At 69.0% G+C, this 13672-nt stretch carries 14 protein-coding genes; 8 read left to right on the forward strand and 6 right to left on the reverse strand.

All coding sequences use genetic code 11. The annotated features are described in order from the left end of the window. Window positions 1-16: 16 nt before the first annotated feature. Complete coding sequence (locus CCN37_RS24410) at window positions 17-889, reverse strand: SAM-dependent methyltransferase (RefSeq protein WP_086825056.1); 873 nt, start codon at window positions 887-889, stop codon at window positions 17-19. 276 nt (window positions 890-1165) lie between these two features. Between CCN37_RS24410 and CCN37_RS24415 the strand changes: the two genes are divergently transcribed. Continuing rightward, window positions 1166-2092, forward strand: coding sequence for an ABC transporter ATP-binding protein (locus CCN37_RS24415; RefSeq protein WP_086825058.1), 927 nt, complete (start codon window positions 1166-1168; stop codon window positions 2090-2092). Beyond that, complete coding sequence (locus CCN37_RS24420) at window positions 2089-2880, forward strand: ABC transporter permease subunit (RefSeq protein WP_086825060.1); 792 nt, start codon at window positions 2089-2091, stop codon at window positions 2878-2880. The genes CCN37_RS24415 and CCN37_RS24420 overlap by 4 nt, the downstream gene beginning before the upstream one ends. A gap of 213 nt (window positions 2881-3093) precedes the next feature. Here CCN37_RS24420 and CCN37_RS24425 read toward each other — a convergent pair whose 3' ends face one another. Then, a complete protein-coding gene (locus CCN37_RS24425; protein WP_086825062.1) occupies window positions 3094-3903 on the reverse strand; it encodes a lysozyme in 810 nt (269 codons plus the stop codon). 22 nt (window positions 3904-3925) lie between these two features. Next, entirely contained in the window at window positions 3926-4588 is a 663-nt protein-coding gene (locus CCN37_RS24430) for a hypothetical protein (protein ID WP_143261783.1), read from the reverse strand. Window positions 4589-4785: 197 nt separating this feature from the next. On the opposite strand from CCN37_RS24430, the gene CCN37_RS24435 reads away from it, so the two are divergent. From CCN37_RS24435 to CCN37_RS24460, 6 genes are all read left to right on the forward strand, one after another. Further along, window positions 4786-5115 carry a hypothetical protein gene (locus tag CCN37_RS24435; RefSeq protein ID WP_143261784.1) on the forward strand — a complete coding sequence of 110 codons (330 nt, stop codon included), beginning with the start codon at window positions 4786-4788 and terminating at the stop codon, window positions 5113-5115. 217 nt (window positions 5116-5332) lie between these two features. After that, window positions 5333-6316 (forward strand): acyl-CoA dehydrogenase family protein, encoded by a 984-nt coding sequence (locus CCN37_RS24440; RefSeq protein ID WP_086825068.1) that lies wholly within the window; start codon window positions 5333-5335, stop codon window positions 6314-6316. After that, window positions 6313-7605 (forward strand): bifunctional PIG-L family deacetylase/class I SAM-dependent methyltransferase, encoded by a 1293-nt coding sequence (locus tag CCN37_RS24445; protein WP_086825070.1) that lies wholly within the window; start codon window positions 6313-6315, stop codon window positions 7603-7605. The genes CCN37_RS24440 and CCN37_RS24445 overlap by 4 nt, the downstream gene beginning before the upstream one ends. After that, window positions 7602-8369 (forward strand): glycosyltransferase family 2 protein, encoded by a 768-nt coding sequence (locus tag CCN37_RS24450; RefSeq protein WP_086825072.1) that lies wholly within the window; start codon window positions 7602-7604, stop codon window positions 8367-8369. The genes CCN37_RS24445 and CCN37_RS24450 overlap by 4 nt, the downstream gene beginning before the upstream one ends. A 43-nt stretch (window positions 8370-8412) precedes the next feature. Then, a complete protein-coding gene (locus tag CCN37_RS24455) occupies window positions 8413-10494 on the forward strand; it encodes a catalase (RefSeq protein ID WP_086825074.1) in 2082 nt (693 codons plus the stop codon). 774 nt (window positions 10495-11268) lie between these two features. After that, window positions 11269-11601 carry a helix-turn-helix domain-containing protein gene (locus CCN37_RS24460; protein WP_086825076.1) on the forward strand — a complete coding sequence of 111 codons (333 nt, stop codon included), beginning with the start codon at window positions 11269-11271 and terminating at the stop codon, window positions 11599-11601. A gap of 161 nt (window positions 11602-11762) precedes the next feature. On the opposite strand, the gene CCN37_RS41635 is transcribed toward CCN37_RS24460, so the two are convergent. The 3 genes from CCN37_RS41635 to CCN37_RS24475 form a co-directional block, all read right to left on the reverse strand. Next, a complete protein-coding gene (locus CCN37_RS41635; protein WP_246843270.1) occupies window positions 11763-12269 on the reverse strand; it encodes a sigma factor-like helix-turn-helix DNA-binding protein in 507 nt (168 codons plus the stop codon). Window positions 12270-12495: 226 nt separating this feature from the next. Continuing rightward, a complete protein-coding gene (locus CCN37_RS24470; RefSeq protein ID WP_086825079.1) occupies window positions 12496-12801 on the reverse strand; it encodes a DUF6355 family natural product biosynthesis protein in 306 nt (101 codons plus the stop codon). A gap of 190 nt (window positions 12802-12991) precedes the next feature. Then, the gene (locus tag CCN37_RS24475) at window positions 12992-13222 is read right to left on the reverse strand and encodes a TetR/AcrR family transcriptional regulator (RefSeq protein WP_086825081.1); all 231 of its coding nucleotides are present in this window, start codon (window positions 13220-13222) and stop codon (window positions 12992-12994) included. Between the last annotated feature and the right edge of the window lie 450 nt (window positions 13223-13672).

Below are 13672 nucleotides of genomic sequence, written 5' to 3' on the forward strand. Positions count from 1 at the left end.
TGCTGGACGTGGCGGGTCAGCGGGTCGCGTGGACCGAACGCTCCACTTCGGACACTGTCAGCTTGCGACCAGTCGGCCGCAGGTAGCGCTCATGGAACTGCTCGGCACCCATCTGCTCGACCTCGCGCCAGCCGTACCCAGCCAGCAGGCTCCGCACGTTCTTGGGCCGCAACCCGAAGCGCCACAAGCCTTTCTGGCCACAGAGGCGGCGATGCAACCTCTCCGCCCCGTAGAGCCGTTCGCCGTCGAGGAAGTCTCTGCGCACGTAGGTGAACACCAGATGGCTCCCCGAAGGAGCCGAGCGCAGGCACTCCAACGTCGCGCGCACCGCACCCTCGTTCAGGTATTGGGTGACGGCCTCCCACACGAACACCGTCCGCGTATCCGCCCGATATTCATGCGCGGCAAGAACATCGGCCAGGTTCTCGGCGTGCAAGTCGGCCGGGACGAGCGTGGAGTGAGAGGTCGCCGGACCGGGAACCGAGACGAGGAGAGCCCTTTTGCGGTGCACGATTTCCGGGAGGTCGACCTCGTAGACCCGCACTCCCGGCGGGAGGGCCGCCCGCAGCACGAGCGTGTCCAAGCCCGCGCCGAGCACCACCACCGACTCCACGCCCTCGCCGCCCGCGCGCGCCAGGACGTCGCCGATAAAACGCTTGCGGCACAGAACATTTGCCCAGATACCTGGCGCACGGCGTTCGGAGGCGCGAACCAGCGCGCGCCGCAGCAACGACCATCGGCTGAGCCTGACCAGGAAGCGCCCCGAGCGGGGCAGCATGTGCCGAGCGAACGGATCGGCCAGCAGCGGGATGGGCTCGTGCTGCTCGACCGCCGCGATCACGGTCGGCCCGAGGGCTGTCTCGACGACAGCGGGATCAGTGGTGGCCATGGGCGTGCCTTTGTCAGTTCTCTCCGACTCACTCCGGTTGGAGCGAGCCGTGCCGACCAGGCTTCCCGGCGCACCGACGACAACCATGCACCACAACCGATCACCGGGCCAAGACCCGGTTGCCCCGTTACCGATTCGCAAAGCAGCGATCGGGTGATTCCCGATTGCCCGCCCGCGCCCGGTGGTGCACCGTTGACAGCGGTGTGCCGGGAAGCCTGGTCGGCGCGGTCCCTCCGCTCGGAGGAACCGGAGTGACGGAAGAAGGCGGAGCATGCCATGACCTCTCCCCTGGTACGGACGCACGCGCTGACGAAGCGCTTCGGCGCGCTCACCGCGGTGGACGAGCTGGACCTCGACGTCAGCCCGGGCGAGGTGCTGGGGTTCCTCGGCCCCAACGGCGCGGGCAAGACCACGACCATCCGCATGCTGCTCGGCCTCGCCCGCCCGAGCTCCGGCGCGGCGACCGTGCTCGGGCACGACGCGTGGGCCCAGGCCCCGCTGGCCCACCACGACGTCGGTTTCCTGCCCGCGGAGTTCGCCCTGCACCCCCGGCTCACCGGCTGGGCCAATCTGGAGCACCTGCGACGGCTGCGCTCCACCGCCGCCGAAGCCCACCGGGCCAGGGCGCGCGAGCTCGCCGAACGACTTGGCGCTGACCTGGACCGTCCCCTTCGGACACTGTCATCGGGGAACAAGCGCAAGGTCGGCATCATCGCCGCGCTCGCCCACTCCCCGCGCTTGGCCGTGCTGGACGAGCCGATCAGCGGCCTGGACCCGCTGGTGCAGAAGGAGTTCCACGCCATCGTGGACGAGCTGCGCTCCCGCGGCTCCGGAATCCTGCTGTCCTCGCACACCCTGCCGGAGGTCGAGCGCGTCGCCGACCGCGTCGCCATCATGCGCTCCGGCCGCCTGGTCGCGTGCGAGCGCACCGATGTGCTGCTGGGCAAGGCGGTCCACCGTTTCGAGGTCACCTTCGCCGACGACACCGAGGCCGCGTCCTTCCTGCGGCAGTGCCCGTCGCTGCCCGCGGTCTCGCACGTCGAGCACGACGGCGCCCTCGTCCGGTTCGCTGTCGAGGGCGCCGTCACCGACGTGGTCGCAACCCTTGGCGCACAACGGGTGCTGACACTCCGAACACCGGAGACCGAGCTGGAGGACGTGTTCCTGCGCTACTACGGAACCGCGACGGAGGTGGCCCGGTGAACGCGACCGCGGAGTTGTTCCGGCGCGCCCTCGGCGAGCGGCGCTCCACACTGATCGGCCTGACCGTCGGGGCGATCGGGATGTGCGCGCTGGCCCTGGCCATGTACCCCTCGCTGCGCGAGCAGCTCGGCGCGCTCACCGCCGTGCTTCCCCCGGAGATCACCGCGTTCTTCGGCGCCGACATGGTCACCCCCGCCGGCTACGTCTCCTCCCAGGTCTTCACCAAGATCGCGCCGCTGCTGGTCATGATCTCCGCCATCGGCGCCGGAGCACTGCCCTGCGCCCTCGAACGCGATGGCGTGCTCGCCGTGACCCTGGCGGCCCCGGTGCGGCGCGCGCAGATCATCACCGCGCACGCGCTCGCCATCGTCACGGAGGTGGCGGTGCTCGCCGCCGCGGTCGGGGCGGTCCTGATCGCGCTGCGCGAGCCGACAGGGCTGGACATCCCCCTCGCGCGGCTGCTCGCGGGAACCGTGGCGCTGGCCCTGCTGGGCGCCTTCCACGGGCTGCTCACCCTGACGATCGGTGCGGCCAGCGGTTCACGCGGCCTGGCCGTCGGCGTGGGGACGGGCGTCGCGCTGGGCGGCTTCCTGCTCAGCGGGCTCGCCCCGTTGGTCGGCTCCGACCTGCTCGGCTTCCTCAGCCCGTTCCACTGGGCCTTCGGGGCCCAACCGCTGGAGGCCGGGTGGAGCTGGGCCGTCCTTTCCGGTCTGCTCGCCCTCGCCGCCGGGTCCGTCCTGCTCGCCGCCGCAGCCGCGCTGCTGTTCCGCCGCCGCGACATCGGCTGACCTGCGTATGGCTCAGGGGCATCGTCGCCGGTCGGCCGTTGGCAAGGCCGGGAGCTCACCCGTGTCGCTGACGTTGACGGTGCTGTTGATCCTGCCGTGCGCACAGGGATTGGTGAAGTTCGCGGTGGGTTTGTTCGTGCCGTACTCGACACTCATCCGCCGCATCGCCTCCTGCTACGAACAAGACGTCACGATCATCAGCCTCCTGTTCTCTCAGCCCCGCGCCAGAACCTGGAGTCGCTGGTATGAGCCGTTGAAGGCGTTCTGGTCGATCGGCTTCTCGGAGTACTGCCAGATCGTGTGCACCGACCACGCGTGCGGCAGCGGGCCGACCGCGCTGTTGTAGCGCGCCACCCACAACGGGTTGGTCCTGCTGAAGTCGCCACCGTTGCCCGTGCACTTCGACCACCAGTTGGTGCTCGTGTAGATCGCCGGGTACCGGCCCGTGCGTGCGTGGTAGGTGTCGGAGAAGTCCTTGATCCAGGACACCATCGCGGCCGGACTGAGGCCGTAGCAGGTCGCGCCGTAGGGGTTGTACTCGATGTCCAGCGCTCCGGGCAGGGTCTTGCCGTCCCGGGACCACCCACCGCCGTTGCTGACGAAGAAGTTCGCCTGGACGGCGCCGCTGGACTTGTTCGGCAGCGCGAAGTGGTACGAACCGCGGACCATGCCGATGTTGTAGGAACCGTTGTACTGCTGGGCGAAGTACGGGTTCTTGAACGTGGTGCCCTCGGTGGCCTTGACGTAGGCGAACCGCTTGCCCGCGTTCCACTGGGCTTGCCAGTTCACGTTGCCCTGGTGGCCGCTGACGTCGATCCCCGCGACCGAAGCTCCGGTTCGAGGATCGAGCGGTACGTCCTCGTGGGTGCGTGGTCGTTGCGGCGACACGCCCTCGTGCTTGGCGACCTGCGAGCCCATCGCCGCGTCAACGGCGATCTCCTGCCCGTGGGCGGGCGCGGAGAGCACTGCGGTGATCGTGACCGTGAGCAGTGTCGTCAGGGCCGTGCGAATCGTGCTGTTCATGTCGCCTCCTCGGCGCGGTGGATCACCGTGTCCTGATCGTGAGCGCGAGGGCTTGTCCCGCGACTCTCTGGAGCTGTTCGCTGACGAAGTGGATGCGAGGGCTGTCGGTAGTTGCCCACAGGATGTTTCCCAGGCGCAGCAACGGAACTGAGATACGGCGAAGCACCGTCTGCGTGTCCCAGCGGTGCGTGGCCTCAGGAGATGCGACGGTGGGCGTGCGGCTCACCAGAAGTTCGTGCACGGAGACCTCGACCAGCCGCTGAGCAGTTCGTGTGAGGTTGACCAGGTCGCCGACCGCAGTGGTGTATCGGCACTCGAACAGCTCCTCGGCGGCGTCGGCGCACGTGCGCAGCGCAGACCGGGCCGCGAACAGGCGCTGCGTCAACGCCTCCGGTCCAACGGCGGCGAGCGCGAATTCCAACTCGGCGATGGCATGGACGGCCTCGCCGTTCAAGGACGCCTTGCCTCGAACACCTACCGTGCTGCACATCCGAACCTCCACCCCGGCCGAATCTCGACGCCGGTAGCTGTAGCCACCTTTTGGTTGTCCAAGCGCAAGAAAAAACAAATCACTCGAACTGGACAGAGCCGCCGTGTGTCGCACGAGTGACGAAGCCAGCGCCCCGGCGTCAGGCAGATGCCCCGATGCGGCCGAAGGAGTGTGCAGGCAGACCTCCTCGATCACACAGCGGCTTCGGCCGAGGAGGTTTGACGTGAACAAGACGCCGTCAGTCGCACAAACCGCTTCCACGAACCGGTACAACCCATTGACTGACGCCCAACCCCTTTGAAGCCGGTAACGACGGGTACTTCGTTCCTGTTCGACATCCTCACCGGATGCGATCAAGAATCCGGGTTATGTGACTGGAGAAGGAGAACGTGGTGAAAACCGTTCGCATGGCAGGACGCGGTCTCGTGGTCGCTCTTTCAACGGCCGTGTTGCTGCCCTTCGTCGCGGGAACCGGCAACGCCGGCACCGCGCCCCAGACGAGTTCCGTCGGCGCGCACTCCCAGGGCACGACGACTTCCGGAACCCAGGATGCGCGCCTGCTCCGCGACGGCCGCTGGGTCCACGACCGGTGGGTGCGCGACCGCTGGCACCGGCGGCCCTCCCACGGCATCGGAATCGGTGTCGGGATCGGCCTGGGATTGCGCATCGGGCTGGGCATCGGAATCGGTGTCGGCATCGGCGACGACGGCGATGACGACTGACTCGGCGTCCAGGAGCGCCTCGCGCGGGTGTCACGCCCGCCCGGGGCACTGACTGCGGTGGGCCCGGCGGCGACCTTCCCCGCCGGGCCCACCGTCCTCAGTCACTGTCCTTCGCAGAGCGATCTCGGCCGAGGTTTCACCAGCAGGTCGCGGGGCAATTCCACGTCCGCGCACCCGGCGGTGATGGTGGCCGCCGCCGCCTGATGAGAGGTCGCACGTGACCGGACTCCTGCACGACTCCTCGCCCGCACCGAGTCCGAAGGAACGGAGTGCGGAATCGGTCGCCGCCGCCGTGCGGGAGTTGCTCCGTTGCGGCGAGCTCGCTCTCCCGCTCCCCGGTGGCGGGCAGACCGCGCACCGTTGGGCGGCGCTCGCCGCGTGGGGCCGACGGGATCTGACGCTGGCGAGGCTCGGGGAGGGACACGTGGACGCGGTCGCGATCCTCGCCGAAGCCGGTCGCGCTCCGGTGCCGGACGCGCTGTACGGGGTGTGGGCGGCGAAGTCGGAGGGAACCGGCGCCACGCTGACAGACAAGGGGTTGGGCGGCACCGTGCGTTTCTGCTCCGGGCTGACGGTGCTGGACCGGGCGCTGGTCGCCGCTGGTGACGTGCTGCTGGAAGTGGACCTGCGCCAAACGGCGGTGCGACGGCGTCCCCTGGTGTGGCAGGCGATCGGCATGGACGCTTCCGACAGCGGCGACGCGGTCTTCGACGGCGCCGGTGTCGATGAGGGCTCGATCGTGGGCGAGCCCGGTTGGTACGTTTCGCGGCCGGGTTTCGCGCACGGTGGAGCGGGTGTGGCCGCGGTGTGGCTCGGCGGCTGTGCCGGAATCCTGGACTCCGTCCTGGCTCATCTGCGTGCACGCGACAACGTCGACGAGCACCAGTTGGCCCACCTTGGTGCCGTGCAGACCTCGATCCGCGCGAGCGAGGCGCTGTTGCTGCGCTGTGCCTCGGTCATCGACGAGGCTCCGCGAGCGGACGTCGCGGTTCTCGTCGACACCTGCCGGGCCGCCGTCGAACGCACGGCCTGCGAGGTCCTCGAAAGGGCACCCAAGATCACCGGGCCGAGCTTGATGTGCCGGGACCGGGACTTCGCGCGACGGCTGGCCGACCTCCAGGTCTACATCCGCCAGCACCACGCCGAACGCGCTCTCGCCGCTTTGGGAACCCGGGTGCTGGCCGGCGAGGGCATCCGATGAGCAGGGCGATCGCCGAGGAGCTGTGGTCCCGTGCACTGGCCGACCCGACCCTGCGGCCGTTCCCTGCTGTCGACGCCTCGGAGGTCCTCGTCGTCGCGGCGCATCCTGACGACGAAACGCTTGGCGCGGCCGGACTTCTGCAACGCCTGCACGCCGACGGGTGCTCGGTGACCCTCGTCGTGGCCACCGACGGAGAGGCGGCCTTCCCCGCCGCGGACCGGGACGAGCGGCTGGCACTGGGGCGGGTGCGGCGCGGGGAACTCACGGATTCCCTTCGCCGCCAAGGACTCCACGACGTCGACCCCATCTGGCTCGGTCTGCCGGACTCGGGTCTGCGTCGGCACTCCACCGAGCTGGAGCAGGCGCTGTCGGAGTTGGCGGCCGGGACCGGTCTCTGCCTGTTCCCCTGGCCGGAGGACCCGCACCCCGACCACCAGGAGGCGGGCCGGGCGGCGCTGCGCGCCGCACCGCTCACCACGCACTGCTGGTCCTATCCCATCTGGATGTGGCACTGGATCTCCCCGCAGGACCCGGGAATACCGTGGTCCCGCGCCTTTGCCCACCACCTCACCGAGACGGAGCGCGCGCACAAGGCCGCGGCCATCTCGCGCTTCACCTCCCAGCTCACCCCCGGCCCCAGAGATGAGCCGCCGATCCTGCCATCGGACGTGCTGGCGCACTTCGACCGCGACGCGGAGGTCTTCTTCCGCGAGCCGCCCCGCCGATCCGCGCCACCGAGCCGCTTCGCCGAGATCTACGACAGCGCAGACGACCCCTGGCAGGTCGAGTCGAGCTGGTACGAGCGCCGCAAGCGGGCGGTCATGCTCGCCGCCCTGCCGAGGCAGCGCTACGGCTTCGCGGTGGAACCGGCGTGCGGCACCGGCATCCTCACCCGCGAGCTGGCGCGGCGCTGCGATCGCATGCTCGCCTTCGACCCGGTGCCCCAGGCCGTGCGACGCGCCCGCACCGCGAACTCCGGATCGTCCCATGTGGACGTTCGTACGGGCGCGCTACCGGAGTCGCTGCCCGCGGAAGGCGTGGATCTGCTGGTGTACAGCGAGATCCTCTACTACCTCGACGACGGTGATCTGGCCGAGACCGTGCGGCGATCGGTCGCAGCGCTGCGACCGGGAGGACACCTGCTCGCGGCACACTGGCTGCCGTGGGCCGCGGAAGCCCCTCGCGACGGCCTCGCCGCCCACCACCACCTGGTCACGCACCCGGACCTGGAGCTCCTGATCGAGCACCTCGACAAGGACTTCGTCGTGCACGTGCTGAGGCGAGGTTGATCACGGCGATCGGGGTGGTGATCCCCGCGCGCGACGAAGCGGGGCTGATCGGCGCCTGCCTGCACGCGATGTCAGCGGCACTGCGCGGCGTGCCACCGCGCGTCGAGCGCGTGGTCTGCGTGGTGGCCGACCGCTGCACCGACGAGACCGTCCGGCTCGCGCGGGCGGCCTTCGGCGGATGGCAGGCGGGCGTGATCACGGTCAACGACGCCCCGTTGAGCATCGGCGAGGTGCGCGCCCTGGGGTGCCGGGCCGCCCGGTGGAGGTTGCGTACCCACGCACCGTCGACCACCCTGCTCCTCAACACCGACGCGGACTCCGCGGTCGGGCGGAGCTGGGCGCGGGAGCACCTGCGGCTGGCCGACGAGGGCTCGCACGCCGTGGCGGGCACGGCTGAGTTCGCTTCCCCTTTTCCCGTCGCATCGGTGGCGACGCTGCGCTACCAACGGGTCCTGGACCGAGCGCGTCGTCCGGAGGGGCACGGCAACGTCTACGGGGCCAACCTCGGAGTCCGGGCCGACGCCTACGCCGCGGTCGGTGGCTTCCACGCGCTCAGCACCGGGGAGGACCACGACCTGTGGGACAGGCTCGGCGTTGCCGGGTTCCGGCTGCGCTACGACTGCGCGGCCCGGGTCCGCACCAGTGCGCGGCTCGCTGGGCGCGCTCCGCACGGCCTGGCCGAACTGCTGCGCACCCTCGTCGGCGAGCAGCCGGAAGCAGTCCCCCGTGGGGTTCCTCCCGGTTCGGTGCTTGCGCGGCGGTGAGCGGGGTATTCGCGGTTCACCAGCGCATCGACCGAGGAGAGCCATGTCCCCCAAGCAACAGCGCCGCGAGTCGGCTCGTACCAGCGCCACTGGCCCTGGCGAGCCCACCGCGACGGCACGTGATCGCGGCCAGGCCGGGCGGCACCTCACCACCGCGCAGGGGTTGCGGCTCAACGACACCGACCACTCGCTCAAAGCGGGCGCCAGGGGCCCCACGCTCATGGAGGACTTCCACCTCCGGGAGAAGATCACCCACTTCGACCACGAGCGCATTCCCGAGCGCGTGGTGCACGCCCGTGGCGCCGCCGCGCACGGCACGTTCACCGCCTACGGCAACGCCTCCTCGGTGACCAAGGCGGGTTTCCTCCAACCCGGCCGCCTCACCCCGGTCTTCACCCGCTTCTCCACCGTGCTCGGCTCGCGGGGCTCCGCCGACACCGTGCGCGACGTCCGGGGCTTCGCCGTGAAGTTCTACACCGACGAGGGCAACTTCGACCTGGTCGGCAACAACATGCCGGTGTTCTTCATCCAGGACGGCATCAAGTTCCCCGACATCATCCACGCCGGGAAACCGCACCCCGACCGCGAGATCCCGCAGGCGCAGTCCGCGCACGACACCTTCTGGGACTTCGTCTCCCTGCACACCGAGGCCACCCACCACGTCATGTGGGCGATGTCGGACCGGGGCATCCCGCGCTCCTACCGCACCATGGAGGGCTTCGGTGTGCACACCTTCCGGTTGGTCAACGCCGAGGGCGAGAGCGCTCTGGTGAAGTTCCACTGGAAACCGGTGGCCGGAGTGCATTCCCTGGTGTGGGAGGAGGCGCAGATCGCCGCGGGCGCGGACCCGGACTTCCACCGCCGCGACATGGCCGACGGGATCGACGCGGGCGCGCCGCTGGAGTTCGAGCTGGGGTTGCAGGTGCTGCCCGACACCGAGGAGCAGAGCTTCGAGGGCATCGACCTGCTGGACCCGACCAAGATCGTCCCGGAGGAGCTCGCCCCGGTCGTGCTGGTCGGCAAGCTCGTGCTGGACCGCAACCCCACCAACTACTTCGCCGAGACCGAACAGGTGGCCTTCCACACCGGCAACCTGGTACCCGGCATCGAGATCACCGACGACCCGTTGATGCAGGCGCGCATGTTCTCCTACCTCGACACCCAGCTCACCCGCCTCGGCGGCCCGAACTTCACCCAGCTGCCGATCAACTGCCCGCACGCCGCGGTCAACGACAACCTCCGGGACGGCATGCACCAGAGCATGATCCACACCGGCGTCGCCCCGTACCTGCCGAACAGTCTCCAGCCGGAGGGCCCGGCACCGGCGACGGCGCGCGAGGGCGCCTACATCCCGGTGCCCCGCGAGGTCGACGGCCACAAGATCCGCGCCAACCCGGCCTCATTCGACGACCACTTCTCCCAGGCCAGCATGTTCTGGGCGAGCATGAGCCCGATCGAGCGGGTGCACCTCGTCGAGGCGTTCACCTTCGAACTCGGCAAGTGCTACGAGACCCCGATCCGCGAGCGGATGCTCGGCGTGCTGGCCCACGTCAACGGCGAACTGTGCGCCGCGGTCGCCGAAGGGCTCGGGCTGCCCGCCCCGACGGGCACCCCGACCACCGACGTCGTCGCCTCCCCAGCGCTCTCGCAGATCACCACCGAGCCCGGCCCGATCACCGGCCGCGTGATCGGCGTGGTCGCGACGTCACAGGCCGACCTGGGCGGTATCACCAAGCTCCGTGCGGCCGTGGAGGCGGAGGGCGCGGTCCTGCGCGTGATCGCCCCGGTCGGAGGTGTCCTGCGCAAGGCCCGCGCCGAGCACGTGGTCGAGCGCACCTTCCTCACCACGAGATCGGTGGAGTTCGACGCCGTGGTGATCGCGGGCGGCACCGGGGACCTGCACGACATCAAGCTCACCGTCCTGCTCCAAGAAATGTTCCGGCACTGCAAGGTGATCAGCGCCTGGGGCAACGGAAACGACGTCCTCACCGCGGCGGGCATCGACACCGGGGCACCGGGCGTCCTGCTCGCCGAGAAGGCGGTCAAGCCCTACTTCTCCGACCTTCTCGCCCAGGTCGGCCTGCACCGCGCCTGGGATCGAGCGGAGCACGTCATGACGGGCTGAACGATACTGCCCGCACGCTGAGCAGCCGGGTGTGCCGACGGAGGCGGGGTCTGGCAGGCAGCGCGGTGGGTCTTTCGCGAACGCCTGTCCGTCGACGAAGCACCGTGGGCTCTCGCGCGTGCTCCGCCAACGCGGCTGTCCACTGTGGAACGGTTCTCCTCGGTGCACCCTCGTGCGCGAACTCTGAAGAAAATCTGTGCTGGCCGCAGTAGACATTCACTCACCGGCAGGTGTAATGTTCTGCTCACACCAAGAGAGACAAGGTCAAGCAGGCGCGGGAGATGACGGAACTGCCCGCGAGGTGAGACAGCGGCAAGAAGGTGGCGGACCGCGCAGTGACGAGGTTCGTGACCGAGGCCGCGGCACAGGGGTCGAGCAGCGAGGACGAGGAGCACGACCCCGCGCAGTTGTGCAGGACAGCAAGGCGGTCACGCGTGCTGGAGCTGATCAGCAGAAGGGCTCCGGCAGGTGGTCGTGAAAGCAGTCGCGGTGCTCGTCGTGGCCGCGACGTGAAGATCGCAGAGCAGAGGAAAGGGAAGGGCACATCATTGGATCTCCCGCTCCGGCGCGATGGCTCTGGGCGGGTACCGCAGTCCCATCAGATTGGCAGGTGGTTCTCGGTTACTGATCACCCGAACACGCGTGGTCCCTTCTTCACACGGGCTCCGCGAGTGCAGTGGACCGGGTTGAACTCCGGTTGGCAATGATGAACCCATAACCCCCGGGACCCCGGCGCCGCAACGGCGCCGGGGTCCCTCGTGATGTGGAGGTGGCATGATCCCAGAACAACCTGACTCGACCGCGTCGAACACCGCTGACAAGTTCGACGACGAGCACTACCCCGCTTACACCATGGGGCGCGCTGCTGAGATGCTCGGCAGCACGCAAGGTTTCCTGCGCAGCCTCGGCGAGGCCGGGTTGATCGAGCCCCAGCGCTCCGCCGGCGGACACCGCCGCTACTCCCGCCACCAGTTGCGCCTCGCCGGACGCGCGCGGGAACTGGTGGATCAGGGGACCCCGATCGAGGCGGCGTGCCGCATCGTCACCCTCGAGGACCAGCTGCACGAAGCGCAGCGACGCAATTCCGAGCACCGCTGCTCCGACTGAGGTGAGGTGTGCTGCCTCCAGGGGCGCACACCGTCACAGCCGTTCGCCGGCAACGCACTCGGTCCGGGGTCACGCTGGGAGCTGGGCGGGCAGGCCGACTGCGGTGACCAGGGCCGGGTTGTGGAACTTGACGGCGCGGCAGAAGCGGTCGCCGCGGGTCGTCAACACCACAGGCCCTCGGCCCGGAGGGTTCCGGAAGCGTCGGGGCGGTAGCCGGCCGCGGCGGGTTGGCCGTTCGCGCGAGTGGGTAGCAGCCGGACCGCCCAGTCCGGAGTGCTGAAGGCACGCCGTTCCAGGAACGGTAGGCACACGTGCAGGCCCTTGAACCAGACGGGGTGCGGCACGGCTTCGAGGCTGAAGTCGTCGTGGATGACGGCGCGGATGGCGCTGGTGTCCCCGGCCTCGAACGCGGCGATGTAGCGGTCGAGCAGCGCGCGTTCGAGTGCCAGGTCCGGTGGCGTCAGCTGCTGGGCGGGCAGGTCCAGTTCGTCGAGCCGATTGCGGGACCGCTGCAACAGGCTCTTCACCGCGGCAACGCTGATGTCGAGCGTCTCCGCGATCTCGGCGGCCGACCAGGAGAGCACCTCCCGCAGCAGGAACGCCGCGCGATGCCGCACCGGCAGGTACCGCAGTGCCGCGATCAACGCCAGCTGCACCGACTCGCGCATCACGACCACTTCCCCGGGATCGGGGTCGACCGCGCTGTCGGGGAGCGGTTCGAGCCACGCGAGGGACCTGTCGTCGAAGACATGGAGGGTGGTGGCTCGTCGAGGCGGTCGCCACCGGGGACACCTCTGTCTTAGCCGTGTCAGGTCGTGGAGGCGCACCTCGGTCGCTGTGACCGTGAGGCGCCCGCCGCCACCCGGCAGAACGCGGTGACGGCGGGCACGGATCTCAGCGGGGCTTCGTGCAGGTCTTCCTGGTGTACACGGCATTGGTGGTCCCAGGGTGGTATCCGACGTGCGTGGTGCCGGGGCCAACACAACGCCTGTCGTTGGGTGAGATCAGCCTCTTGACCTCGATCTCGACCCAGCCGGAGCCGCAGTGCCCGTAGTACGCCCAATTCGCCCAATTGGTGTAGAAACCGCAAGGGAACTTCTCGCCCTGCGCCTCGCTCGCGGCCGCTGAACCGGTGTTGACCAGACCGAGCGTTGCGAGCGCTGCTGCGGCCACCAGTGCGGCCGAAATCTTCTTCCTCATGCATGTCTCCGATGTCGTCACAGTTCTCGGTGCGCCGAAACGTAGGAGAAATGAAGTGGGACGACAAGACTTTACTCATACTTGAGGTTTGCCGGAAATTCGCCATTTCACCTGAGCATGCACGTTCCGACATGCGTGGCGAGGCTCACCTGTAACCCTAAAAAGTGACAAAACGCGGCCAGGTCGAATTCTATTCACTTCGTTCAGGGCGGCAGCTCCATTGTGGCCGCAGGACGTGCTCGTCACACGTTTTCCGCAGCCCTTCCTTGGAGCCGAAGTGGTGCAGCACCGAGGCGGACGAGACACCAGCGGCGGGCGTGATCGCGCGCACGCTCGTGGCGGTCACCCCATCGGAGCGGAAGTGCTCCAAATCGACGTCTCGGATGCGTGCTCGGGCGGTGAGATCCTCGACTGAACGCATGAACGGGATGCTCAACGTTCGTTCAGTCGCCCCGGGGAGAGCAGGCGCGCGAAGTACGCATTCCGCACCGGAAGAGCCGGATTGGGAATGAGCTGCGGGGGGCGCCAGGCCGAGGAGCTCGACGACGTCACCTGGTGCTCACGGACCCATCGACTGCGGTGCCCCTCGCTTGCTCACACGGACGGGCGCGCGGCCATGATCGCGGTTCGGATTCACCTCGTGCCGCGCGCGTCCTGCAGCCACGGCTAACCACGCTTCCGCATCTCGTCCATGACTGCGGAACGCGGCTCTGTTGGTCAACGATCTAGGGCCGATCCGCGCCGTGCGTCTGCCTATTAGGGGCCGCAGTGCTACGTCTTGAAGGCGTGCACAGGTCCCGTACGGGGTCGGACTGGTGATCAGCACTCCGCCACGTCGGAGTCGCGGGCCAGGGCCCGCACCACGTCCTCG

This window comes from Allokutzneria sp. NRRL B-24872, from assembly GCF_002155965.1.
In the GTDB taxonomy this organism is placed as follows: domain Bacteria; phylum Actinomycetota; class Actinomycetes; order Mycobacteriales; family Pseudonocardiaceae; genus Allokutzneria.